Source organism: Bacillus sp. SD075, assembly GCF_017355165.1.
Classification (GTDB): Bacteria; Bacillota; Bacilli; order Bacillales; family DSM-1321; genus Peribacillus.
In genome coordinates this window covers 85200-103355 of the sequence record NZ_JADILK010000007.1, presented here as the reverse complement: position 1 = coordinate 103355, position 18156 = coordinate 85200, and the positions used below count along the sequence as shown (strand labels likewise).

The 18156-nt window shown below is 40.4% G+C and carries 24 protein-coding genes and 1 pseudogene; 5 read left to right on the top strand and 20 right to left on the bottom strand.

Annotated features, from left to right (window positions below):
- The first annotated feature begins 39 nt into the window (after positions 1 to 39).
- On the top strand, positions 40 to 627 hold the full coding sequence (gene plsY / locus IOC57_RS07885) for a glycerol-3-phosphate 1-O-acyltransferase PlsY (protein ID WP_207438198.1): 588 nt from the start codon (positions 40 to 42) through the stop codon (positions 625 to 627).
- A gap of 196 nt (positions 628 to 823) precedes the next feature.
- On the opposite strand, the gene IOC57_RS07880 is transcribed toward plsY, so the two are convergent.
- On the bottom strand, positions 824 to 1156 hold the full coding sequence (locus tag IOC57_RS07880; RefSeq protein ID WP_207438197.1) for a hypothetical protein: 333 nt from the start codon (positions 1154 to 1156) through the stop codon (positions 824 to 826).
- A gap of 428 nt (positions 1157 to 1584) precedes the next feature.
- Between IOC57_RS07880 and IOC57_RS07875 the strand changes: the two genes are divergently transcribed.
- Positions 1585 to 1728, top strand: a complete 144-nt coding sequence (locus IOC57_RS07875) for a YycC family protein (protein WP_207438196.1) — start codon at positions 1585 to 1587, stop codon at positions 1726 to 1728.
- Between the two features lie 130 nt (positions 1729 to 1858).
- On the opposite strand, the pseudogene IOC57_RS07870 reads toward IOC57_RS07875, so the two are convergent.
- Both IOC57_RS07870 and IOC57_RS07865 read right to left on the bottom strand, forming a co-directional pair.
- A pseudogene (locus IOC57_RS07870) lies at positions 1859 to 2271 on the bottom strand (transposase); the annotation flags it as partial.
- 633 nt (positions 2272 to 2904) lie between these two features.
- Positions 2905 to 3393, bottom strand: coding sequence for an NUDIX hydrolase (locus IOC57_RS07865; RefSeq protein ID WP_207438195.1), 489 nt, complete (start codon positions 3391 to 3393; stop codon positions 2905 to 2907).
- Positions 3394 to 3483: 90 nt separating this feature from the next.
- Between IOC57_RS07865 and IOC57_RS07860 the strand changes: the two genes are divergently transcribed.
- The gene (locus tag IOC57_RS07860) at positions 3484 to 3780 is read left to right on the top strand and encodes a HesB/YadR/YfhF family protein (protein ID WP_207438194.1); all 297 of its coding nucleotides are present in this window, start codon (positions 3484 to 3486) and stop codon (positions 3778 to 3780) included.
- A gap of 37 nt (positions 3781 to 3817) precedes the next feature.
- Here IOC57_RS07860 and IOC57_RS07855 read toward each other — a convergent pair whose 3' ends face one another.
- The 7 genes from IOC57_RS07855 to acnA form a co-directional block, all read right to left on the bottom strand.
- Positions 3818 to 4111 carry a hypothetical protein gene (locus tag IOC57_RS07855; RefSeq protein ID WP_207438193.1) on the bottom strand — a complete coding sequence of 98 codons (294 nt, stop codon included), beginning with the start codon at positions 4109 to 4111 and terminating at the stop codon, positions 3818 to 3820.
- A 25-nt stretch (positions 4112 to 4136) separates the two neighbouring features.
- Positions 4137 to 4568 (bottom strand): acyl-CoA thioesterase, encoded by a 432-nt coding sequence (locus IOC57_RS07850; RefSeq protein WP_207438192.1) that lies wholly within the window; start codon positions 4566 to 4568, stop codon positions 4137 to 4139.
- A gap of 158 nt (positions 4569 to 4726) precedes the next feature.
- Positions 4727 to 4972: a small acid-soluble spore protein Tlp gene (gene tlp, locus IOC57_RS07845; RefSeq protein WP_207438191.1), complete on the bottom strand. Its 246-nt coding sequence runs from the start codon at positions 4970 to 4972 to the stop codon at positions 4727 to 4729.
- Positions 4973 to 5036: 64 nt separating this feature from the next.
- Positions 5037 to 5180: an acid-soluble spore protein N gene (locus tag IOC57_RS07840; RefSeq protein ID WP_057275900.1), complete on the bottom strand. Its 144-nt coding sequence runs from the start codon at positions 5178 to 5180 to the stop codon at positions 5037 to 5039.
- A gap of 140 nt (positions 5181 to 5320) precedes the next feature.
- The gene (locus tag IOC57_RS07835) at positions 5321 to 5449 is read right to left on the bottom strand and encodes an FbpB family small basic protein (RefSeq protein WP_081108788.1); all 129 of its coding nucleotides are present in this window, start codon (positions 5447 to 5449) and stop codon (positions 5321 to 5323) included.
- Between the two features lie 442 nt (positions 5450 to 5891).
- Entirely contained in the window at positions 5892 to 6425 is a 534-nt protein-coding gene (locus IOC57_RS07830; RefSeq protein ID WP_207438190.1) for a redoxin domain-containing protein, read from the bottom strand.
- A 207-nt stretch (positions 6426 to 6632) separates the two neighbouring features.
- Entirely contained in the window at positions 6633 to 9344 is a 2712-nt protein-coding gene (acnA, locus tag IOC57_RS07825) for an aconitate hydratase AcnA (RefSeq protein ID WP_207438189.1), read from the bottom strand.
- Positions 9345 to 9729: 385 nt separating this feature from the next.
- Here acnA and sspO point away from each other — a divergent pair, with 385 nt between their 5' ends.
- Positions 9730 to 9882 (top strand): small acid-soluble spore protein O, encoded by a 153-nt coding sequence (sspO, locus tag IOC57_RS07820; RefSeq protein ID WP_034312428.1) that lies wholly within the window; start codon positions 9730 to 9732, stop codon positions 9880 to 9882.
- Positions 9883 to 10021: 139 nt separating this feature from the next.
- Here sspO and IOC57_RS07815 read toward each other — a convergent pair whose 3' ends face one another.
- Positions 10022 to 10285, bottom strand: coding sequence for a hypothetical protein (locus IOC57_RS07815; RefSeq protein ID WP_207438188.1), 264 nt, complete (start codon positions 10283 to 10285; stop codon positions 10022 to 10024).
- A gap of 114 nt (positions 10286 to 10399) precedes the next feature.
- On the opposite strand from IOC57_RS07815, the gene IOC57_RS07810 reads away from it, so the two are divergent.
- Positions 10400 to 10543: a small acid-soluble spore protein P gene (locus tag IOC57_RS07810; RefSeq protein ID WP_083450736.1), complete on the top strand. Its 144-nt coding sequence runs from the start codon at positions 10400 to 10402 to the stop codon at positions 10541 to 10543.
- 191 nt (positions 10544 to 10734) lie between these two features.
- Here IOC57_RS07810 and IOC57_RS07805 read toward each other — a convergent pair whose 3' ends face one another.
- The 9 genes from IOC57_RS07805 to tenA are packed head-to-tail and all read right to left on the bottom strand — an operon-like array spanning position 10735 to position 18061.
- Positions 10735 to 11754, bottom strand: coding sequence for a thiazole biosynthesis adenylyltransferase ThiF (locus IOC57_RS07805; protein ID WP_207438187.1), 1020 nt, complete (start codon positions 11752 to 11754; stop codon positions 10735 to 10737).
- Complete coding sequence (locus IOC57_RS07800; RefSeq protein WP_207438186.1) at positions 11751 to 12518, bottom strand: thiazole synthase; 768 nt, start codon at positions 12516 to 12518, stop codon at positions 11751 to 11753. The genes IOC57_RS07805 and IOC57_RS07800 overlap by 4 nt, the downstream gene beginning before the upstream one ends.
- A gap of 1 nt (position 12519) precedes the next feature.
- Complete coding sequence (gene thiS, locus IOC57_RS07795) at positions 12520 to 12723, bottom strand: sulfur carrier protein ThiS (RefSeq protein ID WP_207438185.1); 204 nt, start codon at positions 12721 to 12723, stop codon at positions 12520 to 12522.
- 14 nt (positions 12724 to 12737) lie between these two features.
- Positions 12738 to 13862 carry a glycine oxidase ThiO gene (gene thiO / locus IOC57_RS07790; protein ID WP_207438184.1) on the bottom strand — a complete coding sequence of 375 codons (1125 nt, stop codon included), beginning with the start codon at positions 13860 to 13862 and terminating at the stop codon, positions 12738 to 12740.
- A 1-nt stretch (position 13863) separates the two neighbouring features.
- Complete coding sequence (locus tag IOC57_RS07785) at positions 13864 to 14475, bottom strand: DUF561 domain-containing protein (protein ID WP_207438183.1); 612 nt, start codon at positions 14473 to 14475, stop codon at positions 13864 to 13866.
- 40 nt (positions 14476 to 14515) lie between these two features.
- Positions 14516 to 15292, bottom strand: a complete 777-nt coding sequence (locus IOC57_RS07780) for an energy-coupling factor transporter transmembrane component T family protein (RefSeq protein WP_207438182.1) — start codon at positions 15290 to 15292, stop codon at positions 14516 to 14518.
- Positions 15293 to 15308: 16 nt separating this feature from the next.
- On the bottom strand, positions 15309 to 16766 hold the full coding sequence (locus tag IOC57_RS07775) for an ABC transporter ATP-binding protein (RefSeq protein WP_207438181.1): 1458 nt from the start codon (positions 16764 to 16766) through the stop codon (positions 15309 to 15311).
- 18 nt (positions 16767 to 16784) lie between these two features.
- A complete protein-coding gene (locus IOC57_RS07770; protein ID WP_207438180.1) occupies positions 16785 to 17363 on the bottom strand; it encodes an ECF transporter S component in 579 nt (192 codons plus the stop codon).
- 14 nt (positions 17364 to 17377) lie between these two features.
- Positions 17378 to 18061 carry a thiaminase II gene (tenA, locus tag IOC57_RS07765; RefSeq protein ID WP_207438179.1) on the bottom strand — a complete coding sequence of 228 codons (684 nt, stop codon included), beginning with the start codon at positions 18059 to 18061 and terminating at the stop codon, positions 17378 to 17380.
- Between the last annotated feature and the right edge of the window lie 95 nt (positions 18062 to 18156).

Here is an 18156-nt window from a genome sequence, read left to right as displayed (position 1 = left end):
AAAAAATAAGAAGATTTTTCTTAAAGAAAGGGTCATAGAATGCTTACATTTATCATTATACTGTCCGCCTACTTGATTGGATCGATTCCATCCGGTTTAATTATCGGTAAAACCTTTTACAACATCGACATTCGGGAGCATGGCAGTAAAAATCTTGGCGGAACAAATACCTTCCGGACATTGGGTGTCAAGGCAGGGCTTACCGTCACCATCATGGATATACTTAAGGGGACGCTTGCAACTTCACTCCCGTTTTTGCTTGGAGCTGATTTGAATGAAATGCTAGTCGGCGTTATTGCCGTCATCGGCCATATGTTTCCCATTTTTGCAAACTTTCGGGGCGGGAAAGCGGTTGCGACTTCAGCTGGGGTCATTCTTGGTTATGAACCATTATTTTTTGTCATTGCCGTTATCATTTTCTTTATATCCCTATACATTTCCAAATACGTCTCGCTTTCGTCCATGATTGCCTCCCTTCTTGCTTTTATCTATAGTTTGGTGTTTCATACAGGTGATTGGGCTCTCATTACAGTGATCGGCATTTTTACGATTTTCATTTTTTACCGGCATCGGGCGAACATTAAACGAATTATCGATAAAACTGAACCGAAAGTAAAGTGGTTGTAAGAACATACGCATCACCAAGTGAAAATAGGCCCGTTTGCTGGGCCTATTTTTCCATTCTATACTTCATTTACCGTGTTATTCAGGATACCTGCATGCTTCGAAACCTTTCCCAGTAGCGTTTCCGATTTCCTGGATGATTGAAACTCCCCCCTGATTTGACATTTCCATCTCTGTACAATCCTTTATATTCCCTTTGTTAACTCCGATTCTTTCTCGCCTGCTTGAACACATCCTTGACCCTTAGGACAGACTCATCAACATCTTTCATGAAAATCACAAGGTTTTGTATCTTTTCCGTTAATCTGCATACGATTCTGCCCCCTTCAGGCAATGTTTTTGAACGAAGTAATTGCTCAGCGCGCGTAGAGATTTGCGTTTTGATATATTGCCCGTTTTCTATCAATTGCTTAACTGAAGCCTCCGTTTCTTCACTTAAATTCAGGACTTCTTCACTAACAAACGTGAGTTTCCTTCTCACTTCCTCTTTTATTTCCTTATCATGATTTTCCCTGGCTTTTAAATTTTCCATATGCCTCAAGGACTAACTGCTATACGAGATGGAGTATATGCCATCTGTTTCAATTGCTTTTTATAACCAGATTGCTTTTTCCGGCTTCACTTTTATGAAATTCCCTAATTCCCACTCTCTTGATCTTGTATTCACGATAATTCGAATCCAAGATATGCCACCAATTCAAAATGGTTCTTTATGCTTATTCACGAAAATGAAACGGGCCTACATGAAATAAATAATTCTTTGTCTACTCTTATTTTCATTTTGGCCCCATTGCAATTCTTTTGTAAGGTAAGGAGCACTAGAATATGTCTACATTAACTTCAAATCAAAAGAAAATTATAGGTTTCGTTTAATGGGGAAATGGTGAAGGAAGGATTGAATAATTGGCGAACAGAGGCTACACTGGAACTAGTTATTAAATATCCATAGGAGAAAGTGCCATGAAACCATTACAAATATCACCGGAAACCGCATTAAAGTTATCCAAGTCACTAAACTTGCCTTTAGAGCAAATCATGCATATGCCTACACCTATCTTGCTGAGAAAGCTTGCAGAGGCTGAAGCAAAAGAAAATACAAAATAGCTGCAGGAATCTGCAGCTATGAGTTTGTAGACAAAAGGGGTTCGGAATTAAAAAATTCCGAACCCCTTTTGAAATTCCCTTTGAAATTTTGACCAAAGGTTAAGAGATTTGGGCTCTTCGAGCCACTATGTTAAGCCATTTTAGGACCTTGCCATGTCCAAGTGGCCATCTTCTTTACATTAATGGCAGCGAAAGTAAGCATCGCTTGCATCGACAATTTTTTAAGTCCCCTTAAAGTAGTCCAACGCATACCATGCTTTTCTTTTGCATCTGCGAATACACGCTCAATCGTTTCTTTGCGTTTCGCATAGATAGGTTTTACCTCTTGATGATGACGCAGATGATCTGCTTCTTCCACATATGCTTGCCAGATATGCCGTGTCACTACTTTTTGACAGTCTTTGCTTTCTGTACACCGAGATAAAAATGAGCATGTTGCACAGATGTGTTTTGGGGATTTATACTCGCGATAACCCTCTTTTACGTTAATAGCTCACCCGTTGGGCAAATGAAACCATCAACATGTTCATCATATACAATCTCTATCACCAAATCATAAATGAAAGTGAAGTCAATGGAAGCCTCCATTTTACGAACCAAATGATTCGCCGGCACCAGTTGATCTAAAGTAATCATTTCAAGTTGATCTCGCTGAATAGAATTATGTTTCGAAAGCATCCTCATCACCTCAAGTTTTAATCCTTCTATTTTAAAACAAAAAAGACTGTAGGCAAAAGGAGTTTCCATCTAAAATTTTAAACATAGTTGATTGGAACGGAAGGTGCGAGACTCCTGCGGGAATAGCGAGTCTAAGGGAGACCCCACAGGCGCAATTGCGCCGAGGAGGCTCCCGGACCGCCCGCGGAAAGCGAGTGCCTGAAGTGGAAATCAACGTCCAAATTTGTACAACTCCAGCTGTTCGATCATCTCATATCCCTACATATCATTTTAAGCCAATATTGAAAGCGACACCATACCCGTACTCCCTTCTAACAGCCCCGTTTTCCGCAAATCAGCAGCCCCCTTTATAAGGAAATTAATTAGATCGCATTTCGTTTTATAATCACAATATATAATTTTCAGAATCTTGCTTACCTCGTCAAAAATACCGATATTCTTTTACCACTTTATTGCTTAGGAATCAAAATAGGCAAAAAAACCGCACAGGGGCGGTTTTCAATTGGTGATAGTCAATTCTTTTGTAAAAACAGGCAACGGCTTCTTTTTGACTGATACTAAATGTTCATTTTCATAGGTACAGTCAAATTCCAGTGGTGGTCCATCCTGTAATATATCTTTTAGATAATGCTTTATGTTGGGCACAACTTCATTTGCCTCCATAACCCATTGATATGGCTTCCAGGCAAGTTCCCCTTCATCACAGGCAGAAAGCCCGCCACCTGCATCTTCAGCTCGATAAACATACATTCCACCCGTTTGATTCCATGTCACAATCCCTCGAAAGGCCATCCCCTTTACCTTCAATCCAGTTTCTTCGAGAATCTCGCGTTCCATCGATTCATCGATGGTTTCACCTTGTTCTATTTTCCCGCCTATACCATTCCATTTATGCCTATTGGGATTCTTTTGGCGAAATAGCATCAACACTTCATTTTCGTTGGATCTTTTTCGCGTTATGAAACAAATATTATATATAATATCCATGGTTGTTTCCTTTCTTAAACGCACATTATTCGCATCTACTTCATAATTACTTTATACTTAAATAACGAACCTCTAGGAAGGAGAATTAGAATGAAACTGACCATTTCCGATCAAGCAGCTAAGTGGTATATGGAAGAGCTAGGGCTTCAAGAGGGCTCTCATTTGCGCTTTTATGTAAGATATGGAGGGCATAGTACCGTCCAAAGCGGCTTTTCATTAGGTATCATGCAAGAAGAACCTGAAGCTGCAGCAGCCATAACCACCACGAATGAAATTACTTTTTATGTAGAAGAAAAAGATTTATGGTATTTTGATGGCCACGATTTACATATTACTTTTAATGAAAAACTGACTGAACCTGAATTTAACTACGAAACGAGTGCTTGACCATGCAGCAGCGGTGTAAACTGCTGTTTTTTCTTGTTCAATCGAGCAGGCGCTCTTTAATATCTTCCGCCCTAAGAATTTCCGCTTGCTTGTCCCCTAAAAGATCGAAATGAGAATAGCCATCCTTCCTGTGATGAATCCACTCGTTTTTAAGTCCATATGTCTTACCCCACTCCGATAAACGCCCTAAATCATTACATCCCACTTTTGTAACCGTCTTGCAGCCCGGAAATCGGTCATCCACCCAATAATGAGTTAAAAAAGCAATTTGGCCTTGATCGATTTTCTGCTTCCAGGCTACTACGTCTACCCGCTTAATCCCAAAAGCCATTTCTTATTCACCTCAATTATTGTATTTAAACCCATTCATCCTGCTTTTTATATTTCTCATAGGCCTCATGCCATTCAGGATACATGCGTTTAATGGATATCGGGCGGAAGCTTTCCTTTTTAACGCAAACGTGTGAAGAATGACCTGTAGCAGCCACTTCATTTTTCCCATTAAAGATTTCATACGCATAAACGACCCGTAAGCCGTCATATTTTTCAATCCAGGTTTTCACTTTTACCTTTTCCCCATATCGAATAGGGGTTTTATACGAAGCCTGAATATCCATAACAGGTGAGAGGATGCCATCCGCTTCCATATCAGCATAATAAAATCCTAAATCATTTATCAATTTTGTCCTGCCTAGTTCCATCCATATAAAATAATTCGCATGGTAAACAACCCCCATTTGATCTGTCTCTGCATACCGCACTTCAATTTCGTTTTCAGCTATGAACATTTTGTTTCCCCACTTTCATTTCTATTGCAATAAACATTTTACCATACCAATTGTAAAAATTTCATTTAGACTGTCTCAAATGACTGCTTCCCTGCCATGCTCCTTTAATAAAAGGGGAGAAAGAGCTTCTCGCCTCTTTCTCCCCTTTATCTAATTGGTTAAATATTATCGTTACTATAACCGCTTTCCCGTGCTTCTTGCTCATCTTGCATTTCTTCCTTCATACCATCAATGCTCTTTCTTCTTCGGTCGTTTTTGGCTTTAATTGCCTGATTTTCCGCCCCTGAAGAAAATGATAACGTTTCATTTGCCGCGATTATGTTTTCTTCTGTATTTTGAATCGCATCCTGAATTTTTTCAACATTATCCAAACGGTTATCCTGATTGTGTTTATTTGAGCCCATTAATTTCACCTCATGTTATTTTGTTTACATAATATTATTACGATTATTTTATTAAGCCCCTTGATTACTCACCTTTAGTTTGAATGACTTGAGGATGTTTCCCTGATTTGTCCTGCATTTTCTTTCCATTATTCCCACCCGCTGCTATTGGTTGTGTCCCCAGATGGCTCGGTCTAAAGTGTTTGGAATCTTTTTTTGGATTACCCATTCTATCGCCTCCTCCTCTTATCATGGATATAAAAGGCGAAATTCATGAATGCCAGTTTTTGAAAATGTCATGAAAAAAGAGACAGCGCTTTGAAGGGACCTTCATGGCACTGGCTCTTTTGGATAAATATTTTGCAAAACCTATTCAGCCTTTTGCATATGTTTTTTTTCAAGACGTTCCTCAAGTCTTTCCATTTGTTTAACGTCCATCAATAATTCCTTTTTGTTTTCTTTAATTAATTCTTCAAATGTCCTTTTTCTTTTTTTCATGCTTTTCACCTACTTATTTTTAATATACTATTCAGTATTGCCAAATTAACGTAAAATTATGACTATATGGTGTTCATTCCTAATTGTCATAATTATCAGATTTTTAATCTGATAAAATTACATTTCTCAACTCTCTATACTTTAACCCTATTTTCGCAAACATTAACCATAATTTTAAAAATATTTAGATTTTTCCGTTTAATTTTGACAACTTTGTTAACAAATCAATAAAACGGAACCTTATGAAGGTTCCGTCAGACTGTAGTCTCACCTACAATTTTCGTTCTAAAATGCGTTCCCATTCTTTTCAGAAATCCGCGACCTTTTTTTCCGGCTGTCTGCCGAACCTCCTCGCAGCAAGCATCTAAGGGCCTTGAATAGCCAATTACTCAGCAGGGGTGCCACTATTTTTTCCATACAGATCAACCTTGATTAAGATTCCCTACTGCATACTATTTATATATCGTTCCATATCTTTTAGTTGCATGGATGAAATCACCTTATTCCTGATAATGCCTTCTTTGTCAATGAAGTAAGTTGTCGGTATGCTTAGAATCTTGTAGCGCTCATTCACTGGATTTTCTGCACTTTGACTGTCCAGCGGAATGGTAAAAGTAATGCCATTATCGTCTATAAAGGATTGTACATCATTTTCCGGGTCGATATTGACAGCAAGTACGACGACATCATCACCCGCTTGCTGTGTATATTTTTCCATATCCGGCATTTCCTTCTTGCACGGCGGACACCACGTTGCCCAAAAGTTCAGCATTACCTTTTTACCCTTATAATCAGATAACTCAATTTGTTTCCCATCCAAGGTTTTCAAGGAGAAATTCGGTGCTTTAGCTCCAATTTTCAATCCGCCCAAAGCATCTTTTTCGTCATTTTCCTTTGATTTATTATCCATGGCCTGCACGATCGCTACAGTAATAAGTGACAGTAAGGCCACCGAAGCAATAATTTTTTTAAGCATACTCGTCCCCCTAGTCCCATTACAATAAAAATATTAGTCCATTTCCAGAAATAGAACAACTTCCCTTTTACTATCTTAACAATAAAAGGATCTCCGGAAAAGTTTGATTCCTTTAAATCATATCATGATATCACTTTGTTTCATAAACTTGACACAAAAAAAGCGGTAAACCTGACAAGTAGGTTTACCGCTTTTCAAAAGCTGAAATTAGCCTTTTAATTTATTACGTAATACCATTTGAAGGATACCACCGTGACGGTAGTAATCGATTTCGATTTCGGAATCGAAACGAACAAGTACATCAAATTCTTTTACGTTTCCAGCTTCATCAGTAGCTGTAACTGTTACAATATCACGCGGTTTAACTGTTTCGTCGATTTTAACTGCGATCGCTTCTTTACCAGTCAAGCCAAGCGTTTCAGCGTTTTCGCCTTCTTTGAATTGAAGTGGAAGAACACCCATTAATGCAAGGTTAGAACGGTGAATACGTTCAAAGCTTTCAGCGATGACTGTTTTGATGCCAAGAAGGTTAGTACCTTTCGCAGCCCAGTCACGAGAGCTTCCCATACCATAGTCTTTACCAGCGATGACTGCAAGACCTGTTCCATCAGCTTTGTATTTCATGCAAGCATCATAGATAGCCATTACATCGCCTGTTGGCCAGTAAGTTGTGTATCCGCCTTCTGTACCTGGAGCAACTTGGTTACGGATACGAATGTTTGCGAAAGTTCCACGCATCATTGCTTCATGGTTACCACGACGAGAACCGTAAGAGTTAAAGTCACGCGGTTTCACACCGTTTTCACGAAGGTAGATACCAGCTGGTGTATCTTTACCGATTGCACCTGCAGGGGAAATGTGGTCAGTTGTTACTGAGTCACCGAATTTACCAACTACGCGCAGACCAGAAAGTGGGTTAACTGAACCTGGTTCTGGTGATAATCCTTCAAAGAATGGAGGATTTTGAATATAAGTTGATTTAGAATCGAAAGCATAAATTGCTTCGTTGCTTGTTTGGATTTCATTCCAACGTTTGTTATCGTTGAATACTGTTTCGTATTCTTTACGGAACAATTCCGGTGTAACTGTTGCTTTAACAGCAGCGTTAACTTCTTCTTGCGATGGCCAGATATCTGCAAGATACACATCGTTGCCATCTTTATCTTTACCAAGTGAATCATTGTTAAGATCGAAGTCCACAGTACCAGCAAGTGCATATGCAACAACCAAAGTAGGTGAAGCAAGATAGTTTGCTTTCACTAGTGGATGAATACGACCTTCAAAGTTACGGTTACCAGAAAGTACTGAAGTTACCAGAAGATCTGCTTCAGCAACTGCTGCTTCGATTTCGTCCGCTAATGGACCTGAGTTACCGATACATGTTGTACAGCCATAACCAACTACGTTGAATCCTAATTGATCAAGGTATGGTTGAAGACCTGCATCACGAAGGTAACCAGTAACAACTTTAGAACCCGGTGCCAATGATGTTTTTACATAATCCGGAACAGTCAAGCCTTTTTCGACTGCCTTTTTAGCAATAAGACCAGCTCCAAGCATTACGTACGGATTAGAAGTATTCGTACAGCTTGTGATTGCAGCAATTGCTATCGCACCTGTTTTCATTACCGTTTCTTTACCATCGGCAAATTTAACAGTTACTTCTTTATCCAATTCAGAATTGTCCATGCCAAAACCTTGGTTGCCCATAGGTGCATTGATAGCGTCATGGAAAGATTTTTTCATTTGAGAAAGTGGAATCAAATCTTGCGGGCGTTTAGGGCCTGAAAGGTTTGGTTCAATTGCTGAAAGGTCGATTTCCACAACATCATTGTAAGCAGGATCTTCGTTTTCAGGAGAGTAGAACAGTCCATTTTCTTTACAGTATGATTCAACCACTTTAATTTGTTTTTCATCACGTCCAGTTAAGCGCATGTAATCGATCGCTTCTGCATCAACAGGGAAGAAACCAACTGTAGCACCGTATTCTGGAGCCATGTTAGCAATTGTTGCACGGTCAGCAAGTGGAAGGTATCCTACTCCTGGGCCGTAGAACTCAACAAATTTACCAACTACGCCGTGTGCACGAAGAACTTGTGTTACTTTCAATGCAAGGTCAGTAGCTGTTGTACCTTTAGGAAGTTGGCCAGTCAATTTAACACCAACCACTTTTGGAACTGGGAAGTAAGAAGGCTGTCCAAGCATGCCTGCTTCTGCTTCGATACCGCCGACACCCCAACCAAGAACACCAATACCGTTGATCATTGTAGTATGTGAATCTGTACCAAAAACAGAATCAGGGAATACTTCGAAGTCGCCGTTTGGCGTTTCAACGGCATGAACCACGTTCGCAAGGTACTCTAGGTTAACTTGGTGAACGATACCAGTTGCCGGTGGAACTGCACGATAGTTGTTGAATGATTTTTGAGCCCAGCTTAGGAACTGGTAACGCTCTGCATTACGTTCGAATTCAAGATCCATATTAGCATCAAGAGAATCCATTGTACCTGCTTTATCAACTTGTACAGAGTGGTCAATTACAAGGTCAACCGGGATTTCCGGGTTGATTTTGTCGGGATCTCCTCCAAGTGCTGCGAAAGCATTACGTAAAGAAGCTAAATCAACAACAACTGGAACACCAGTGAAATCTTGTAGGATTACACGTGATGGCTTGAACGGAACATCTATATCTTGTTGCTCGCTTGTTCCCCATTTAGCAAGGTTCGCAACATGTTCTTTTGTGATTACTCTTCCGTCTACTTGGCGAAGTACCGCTTCAAGTAATACTTTAATGGAATATGGAAGGCGTGATACTTTGCCATCCCCTGCTTTTTCAATAGCGTCTAGGCTGTAGTAGTTGTAGCGTTCCCCTTCAATTTCAAAGGACTTACGCGCTTGGTATACGTCATTTTTCGTCATGAATATTACCCCCTATTAAACTGTCAGAACTTATTCTGCACATAAAAGTAAAACCTGGTTCACTGAAACCATGTTTACCATAAATATAAGTAAAAAAGTTGGTTTGTCGAATTTTCTCTCTTTTCTCCCACCATAACTTTTCCTTCAACTTAATACTAATATAGAAATGAGTATAAGTAAATAACAAGAAAGTTATTGTTTTTGATAAGTTTCTCTTATAGAAAAAAATCACACACATATTAAAGTGCATTTAAGAAGCCTTGCTGATATGCATTTTAATGAAAATGCACCTATTTGAGACCTGATAAATTATTCCAGCAAAACATATTAGCACTTCATACATAATCATTCGACATTATCGCATTCTATGGGTGGAGGTGTCGAAATGACAAAACAAAAGGCAAATCATGTTATACCAGGTATGAATGCTGCAAAAGCGCAAGGTAATGGAGCTGGATATAATGATGAACTGGGAAATGAACCGCCATTATCTGAAATGCAAAGGCAAAATAATAAAAAAAGAAAGAAAAACCAATGATTTCCCTCATTTCTAGGCGTTAAATAGGATAGGCTTTTTGAAATGGAGTAATGTACTGCATTTTTCAAAAAGCCTATTCCATTCTAAAATGAACCGCACTAGTAAAACGTGCAATACTCACGACGATAGAACCTGTCACTCAATGGTCCTCTAAATTGACCTCATTGACGATTGCCTGAATATCCTGTTCGAATTTTTTCAATTGTTCTTTCTGATGTTCGGAAGCGGTGGCTAAAGCAGATTGTATTTGCTGATAGGCCTCGTTCACTTCCTGCTTCACATGTTTCAATTCCGTCCCGTAATCCGGTGCGTCCTTCTCAATGGATGAGTATACATCAAATACCTGTTGATAACTTTGCTGGGCTTCCTGGAAAGTCCTTCGCTTATCTTGTTTATCCTGCATTTGGGTTCATCTCCTTAATTAGTGTCCATCAATAGCATGTACGAGGTTTGCAAATATATGTATGTGAATAAAATTTCACGGACTGATTATCTTAAGAGATAGGAGGGATAGCACATGAACAAAAACGATGGTAAAGATATTCGAAAAAATGCTCCTAAAGGAAATAACCCAGGTCAACCAGCACCGTTAAGCGGTTCTCATAAGGTGAAAAATAGACAGCACTCCCGTCAGAAGCATAATAGCAGTCATGATATGTAAGCTGCTTAAATAACCGTTCCACAACAAAGCGGTGCCGCCCTGAAAAGGCAGACACCGCTTTCGCTTTATATTTATGAAGCAAATAAGTCATATGAAAGAAATTCGATACCTTCCTATTATATAGGCATCTTTTTTTTGGCACCCCTTCATGGGTCGTTTCAAGTCCGTTTCATTCCTTTTTTCAATACAGTTCAGCCAAAATAACGATGATATAACGTTTTTGCTTCTGCAATATCTTTTGTTCCATGAATCAACGCCCTCCCATCTTTAAAAACGACCAACCGATGGGTTCCGATAGTAAATGAAAGTAAATAAGGATTCCTAACAATCTTACCACCTTGTGCGAGAAGATTGTTTTCGAGTTCCGCTAAGTCTCTTTCAAGATTCCACGCCGGCCGAATCTGGACAGAATCCCTTCCGCATAAAACGGCTGTCTTTGTTCGATTTGAATAGGAGAGGTGGGGATACGTTCGATTTGACCCGCATGACAAACAAGTATCTTTTTTTAATTGGGCTACATTTATGGATGAATGTTCATTTTTCCAAAGATCAAATGAAACGATTTTATTCCTTAGTGACTCAAAATCTTCCACAAGGATTTTTAATGCTTCCGTCATTTGATGGGCAACGACCGTTTGAACAGCAGGGCTGATGATTCCCGCCGTATCACATGTCAGTCCCCCCATAGGAACCGTTTCCAGCAAACAATTCAAACATGGGGTCACCTCTGGGATCACCGTGTAACTAATCCCGTAACTCCCAACACAGGCCCCGTAAATCCAGGGTACTTTATATTTTTGCGAAGTATCATTAATAAGCATCCTGGTATCGAAATTATCAGTGGCATCCACTATTAAATCCACGCCTTCAACAAGCTTCGCCAGTTCATCAACCGAAACATCCGCCACATGCGATTTTACGATAACCTCGGAATTTAGCGCATTCAAACGATTCTTAGCTGCCACTGCTTTCGGTAATCTTTTTAGTGCATCTTCTTCACAATAAAGCTGTTGTCTTTGAAGGTTGCTCCACTCTACATAATCTCTGTCTACAATGGTGAGTTTCCCGATTCCTGCTCGTACAAGGCCTTCCGCACTTCCCGTACCAAGAGCACCCGCTCCAATCACCAAAACGTGTTTTTTGCTAATTTTCACTTGCCCTTCTTCCCCTATCGGGCCAAAAAGTTCTTGACGTGAATAACGTTCATTCATCCAATGCTCAATCCTTCAACTGGACTGCTAGCTATCGCGTAATCATTTTTGTCGATTCTTCCTGCTTCATACCCCAATCGACCTGCCTCAATGGCTAGTTTCATTGCTTTCGCCATTTTGATGGGGTCTTTTGCTCCGGAAACAGCAGTGTTAAGCAATACGCCATCCGCCCCTAATTCCATGGCGATTGCCGCATCAGAGGGCGTTCCAATCCCTGCATCAACAATTACTGGAACCTCTGCTTGTTCCATGATGAATCGTAAGTTCAGTGGGTTTAAAATGCCTTGACCAGAGCCAATTGGTGAAGCTCCTGGCATGATTGCATGGCACCCCACTTCTTCCAGGCGTTTAGCGAGCAGCACATCATCCGAAGTATAGGGCAATACGGTGAATCCCAGTTTCACTAACTCTTCAGCAGCTTTCAATGTTTCAATCGGATCAGGCAGCAGTGTTTTTTGACAGCCAATGACTTCTACCTTAATCATGTCACATAAGCCAGATGCCTTTGCAAGATGGGCTATGCGCACTGCTTCTTTGGCTGTTTTAGCTCCTGCCGTATTGGGAAGGAGTGTGTATTTTTTCAAATCAAGCTTTTCTAAAAAATTGGGCTGGCTGGCTTCAAAAATGTTCATTCTTCGGACCGCAAATGTTAATATTTCCGTCTCCGAAACCTCCACTGATTGCTTTTGAACATCGAAGTTTGGATATTTTCCAGTACCTAATAATAATCTTGAAGAAAATTCATAAGAACCAATCTTTAACATATCATCCGCCTCCTACAAAATGTACAATCTCTACCTTGTCTCCATTTGACAAAAGTGTTTCACTTAGACTTTCTTTTGCTAATATTTCATCATTCAATTCAACGATCACTACTTTTTGATGTAAATTAAAGTGATGCAAAAGCCCTGTAACTGTTGATTCATCAGCAGGAATCCGTATTTTTTCCCCGTTAATAATCAATTCCAATTCATCCACCTCCATTAAGAAAAAAGGGTCTGCATCGAACGGTCCAATCGAAAAACGGACCATTCGGGATTTGTCTTCCTTTCTACAATATCCGCTATAAGTACACCTGTAATTGGTGAAAGCAAGATGCCATTCCTGAAGTGCCCCGTTGCAACGAAAAGTCCTTTGCATGCTGGATGTTCGCCAAAGTACGGCAAGCCGTCCCCAGTTTGGGGGCGTATACCTGCCCATGTCTTTTCCAATTCGCTTCCTTTAATCGCCGGAAGCAATTGCGTTGCCTTTTCTATTAACGTAGAAATCCCGTCAAGACTTACCTTTTGATCGAAAGTGTTCGCTTTAACCGTTGCCCCGACAATGATTCTTCCGCCAACTTTGGGCACAAGATAGCAGCCATGTGAGAAGATGGTCTTTTCAAGCAATGGACGATCGGTCAGGACGGAAAAGCACTCTCCCTTTACAGGAAAACTGTCGAATTTCATCCCTGTTTTTTCAAGGAGGAAAGCACTCCAAGCCCCACCTGCTACGATGACATTTTCACTTGAAAATCCACCTATGTTCGTGACCACTCCCGTTACACATCCATTTTCCGTAACTAAATCGGAAACATGAACAAATTCCTTTATATCTACACCAAGGGCAGCTGCAGATTCAGTAAAAGCGAGCGACAGCCTAGTGGCTGAAACTTGCCCATCCCCCGGAATGAACATGGCTCCCTTAATCTCATCCGATAGAAGCGGTTCCGCTCTCCTTATTTCAGCAGTCGCTAACCATTCAGCCTCAAGTCCCGCATCTTGCTGAACCCTGATCATGTTCTTCAGCTCGGCTGCCTGATCATTCGTTAACGCCACCTTAAACATGCCCTTGTTCACTAATTCGATGTCTATTCCACTTATGTCTTTTAATTCTTCCGACAGTGCGGGAAACATCCCCCTGCTTCGGCTAGCCAATGTAAAAAGCGGGTTATCAACATCTAACTCGGCTTGCGCCCCTAACATCCCGGCTGCAGCACTGGATGCTTTACTGGCAAGTCTATCTTTTTCCAATAAAAGGACCTTTTTTCCTCGTTTGGCTAATTGAAAAGCAATGGATCCACCTATTACTCCTCCCCCAACAACGATTGCATCATATATGGAATTCATCTTATGTCTCCTTTCCCAAAGACTTCGAATATTCTTTAACAGCATGAACCGGATTTTCAGCTTCAAGCACGCCTGACATGACGGCAATTCCACGTGCCCCCGCATCCAGCACGACTTGGCAATTGAAAGGTGTTATTCCGCCTATCGCAATTATCGGAAGATTGACATTTCTTGTAATTGCATGAAGCTCCTCAACCCCCTTAGGAGGAAGGCCGATTTTTGAATTCGTTTCAAAAACATGTCCATAAATCGCGGAATGGGCCCCTTTGCTGAATGCGGCTTTCGCTTCATCCATGGAATGGATCGAACATCCAACATTCATCCCTGGAAAAGCTCTTTTTACGGCTCCCGCATCTAAACTATGAAAAGCCAATTGCACACCAAATACTTTGTGTACCCAGGCTACATCCACCCGGTCATTAATGATGATCTTAGAAAGCGGAATCTTTTTATCATGTAATAGGGTCACTGCTCGATAGAGTTGCGATGCACTCAAATGCTTTTCCCTTAGATAAAAGAAATCAACATATTCCTGAATGTTTGAAGCGATTTCCACAAACTTTTCAATTGGCTGTTTCCCAGTAGAAATAATATGCAATTCATGTGCATTCATACTAAGAACCCCTAACTAGTAAAGTTACAATCTCATAAAATCAAATAGATACTAACGGAAATTGACTGGATAAGTAAAATCCGGCCAACAGCAGGATGATAAAATACAGAATGAAACCATGGTCCATTTTTGAAAAACCAAATTCATAATAGTATGTTCGATCCCGAGTGTCTGTAAATCGCTTTGCCTCCATCGCAACTGCGATTCGATGAGCACGTCTGATGCTTCCGGATAACAACGGGATGGAATAGGCTTTCATTTTAAAATATATCGATCTTATCCCTTTTCCCCTTTTGAAACCGCGTACCTTCATCGCATTTCGTATCGTTTGGAACTCCTCCATCATGATGGGGATCAGCCTTAATGCCGCCATGAAACTATAGGCATATTTCGGTTTAAGCTTTACTTGCTGCATTAAGGAATAAAACAAGTTCACTGGTCTAGTCGTTAAGGAAAACGTTAAACCAAGGGCCGCAAAGAACAAAGCTCTAAATCCTACCAGTAATCCCCTCATGAAACTTTCCTCCGTAATCGATATTAGGCCCCACTCAAACCAAAGCGTCTCACCTTGCCCGAATAATATCATTGCGGAAGAGGTCGATATAAAAATGAAACAAAATGGAATCGACAAAAGGAAGATGCGTTTTATCGAATGTCCGGTAAAAAACAAAAATAAAAGTAATACGCCAATGGTGATATTCATCATATAATTCAGGTCATGAATGAATAACGCCACGATGCATAACACAATCAGTACACCGAGTTTAAGGCTTGGATTAATTCTATGGAGCCATGTTTCTGCATTTGAAACATTCATCTACATGACACTCCTTTTATAGTGATAAAACTTTGGTGTCTAAAAATCCGGCTTGCGCGATGTTTTCATCACTTATTACGTTTCCGTCCTTAACCGTCCAGATCCTGGTTGCAAAGTTTTTTGAAATATGATCGTCATGAGTTACCATGATCACTGTTATTCCGCGCCTTCGATATTCCTCAAACCATTCCAGTAATGCAAAGGTATTTTTCGAATCTTGGCCAAAGGTTGGCTCATCCAGGAGTATGATTTTTTTGTCTATTACAATCGAGGCGGCTACGCTTAAGCGACGTTTTTGACCCATTGACAATTGAAACGGATGTTTATCCCGATGTGCCTCTAGAAGGAACACTTTAAGCAATGAGCGGACTCTATCATCTATTTCTTGTTGCGGCCTTTTATCCATTCGCAATGTATATGCAATCTCTTCATATACAGTATTTGTAACGAATTGAAACTCGGGATTTTGAAAGACGAATGTCATATGATCCGTTGGATTTTTCACCCTTTTAATGGGGGTCCCCATTAATTCATACTTACCATTCGTTTTTATGAACTGCATCAGTGCATGCAAAAGAGTACTCTTCCCCGCTCCATTTTCTCCCCTGATTACAATCCATTCCCCTGAATGGACCTTCAGCTCTTCAACCTTGATTTTTTCCTCTTTATTCCGAAATCCGCTAAAACCTTGCACATTCAAAAGGGATAAACCATCTGTAAATTGGTGGTCCCGAATGGGTGCATTCTCATGTATATATTCATCCCAAACACCAGGGAACCAAATTCCATGTTCTTTCATTTCATTTTTATATAGTGAAAGGATGGTGTCTCTTGGACCATCAGCCATGATTTGACCTTCACCGTTAAAAAGCACGATTCGTTCGATGAATTCTAAAACATGGTCAATTTTATGCTCGACGATGATAACCGTTTTGTCTCTTCCGACTTCCTTCAACAGGTCCCAGATTTCTTTTGTCCCTTCCGGATCAAGCATGGCGGTTGGTTCATCTAAAAACAGGACTTCTGGTTCAAGGGCTAATACTGAAGCGATGGCCAGACGCTGTTTCATCCCGCCTGATAATGTTTCTATACTTGTATGGCCTAGGTTCAATCCTACATTGCGGATATGATTTTGGATTTTCTCTTTCATTTCTTCTTTAGGGACGGAAAGATTCTCAAGGACGAAGGCAATTTCCTCATCGGCAAATGGCATGCAAAACTGACTATCAGGGTCTTGAAAAACATATCCCCATGAAGAAGGGCATTTCAATTCCTCCGCTTTCATCGGGACTTCGAAGGAATTCGGAATCAATCCGCTTAACACTTGCAATAGAGTGGACTTACCACATCCTGATGGTCCCAACAATAGCACTTTCTCTCCTTTATCAAACGATATGGAAAGGTCCTTGAATATCAAAGATTCATCACCGGGAAATTTCATTCTTAACTTCTCAACAGAAACGATTCGTTCCATGGCCTTCAACCTCTACTTTTAATCAAGTTCTGCATAATCTTTACTTGAAACCGGACGAACAAGATTAGTTACTCCTGTTGCTTCCAGTACTTTAACTAAATAATAGGCAGTCAATCCTGCAAAGAATATGGAACCCACAAACCTCGCTATCATGAATAACGATAAATTCCAAAGAGAGAGAGCACCTATTTCCCCATAGGCAAAATCCATGATGACTGATGCCAGGCAGGAAGCAATCGCAGCTAAAACGGCAACCGACATATTGAATTTTTTATATTTGAACGCCATGAACACCAGTTCCGCGAACAAACCTTGGACCACCCCATATAACAGTACGGTCAGCCCCCATGGAGAACCTAGAAAGAATTCCCCGGAAGCTGCAGCTATCTCTGCCAAAAGTGCCACACCCGGTTTCCGTATAAGTAAAAAGGCAACGGGGCCAGCTATAAACCACATTCCATAAATAAGTTGATCCAGATGTAATCCTAATGGTTTTACGGAATAATAAATCGAGCCCCAAAGGATATAAACGATCCCAAATGCAACCGCAATCACGATCGTGACTAATATATCCGTTAATTTCAAACCTTTTTTCATTGATACATTCTCCTTTATACTTCTAGTGTTTCCTTATGCACAGGCCATGTCTCTATACGATAAGCCATTTCCCAAAATGAGTATTCATATTGGCTGCTAAGGATAAAATGCTCTTTCATTCTCTCCTTATCTTCGTCTGTTACTTTTTCAGCAATCTCATCAAGCCTCGCAATTTGTTCTTCCACCAAAGTACGGAACCACTCTCCCCCGTAAGCCGCTATCCATTCCTGATAAATCGGCTCATCGGGTAAACATCCTTTCAGCTTTTCACCGATTTCATAATATAGCCAGTAACACGGCAAGATAGCTGCAATAACATCTCCTAAATGTCCCGAATAGGCCGCACGATACATATGGGAAGTATAAGCATAAGCGGTCGGGGCAGGTTTGAAATTTTCCCTTTCTTCTTTTGTGATGCCTAATCTCTCAGAAAAATTCTCATGAAGCTTCAACTCCGCTTCATATGTTCCTTGTGCATGGCCGGCAAGCCTGCTTGTTGTATGTAAATCTGTAGCTTTGACTGCCCCTAAAGCTTGAACTCTAGCAAAATGAGATAAATAATAGGCATCTTGCATGACATAAAAACGAAAACACTCCAATGGCAATGTGCCATCTCCTATGCCTGCAACAAACGGGTGATTAAAACTAGCTTCCCAAATGTGATCAACTTCCTGACGAATTTCCTCTGAAAACTTCATGTCCATTACCTCCAAATTCTATTTTTTATGGAAAAGAACCTTATATCACCCCTTTTTTTGCAAACAAAAAACCACTTTCTTAAACGTAAAGAAAG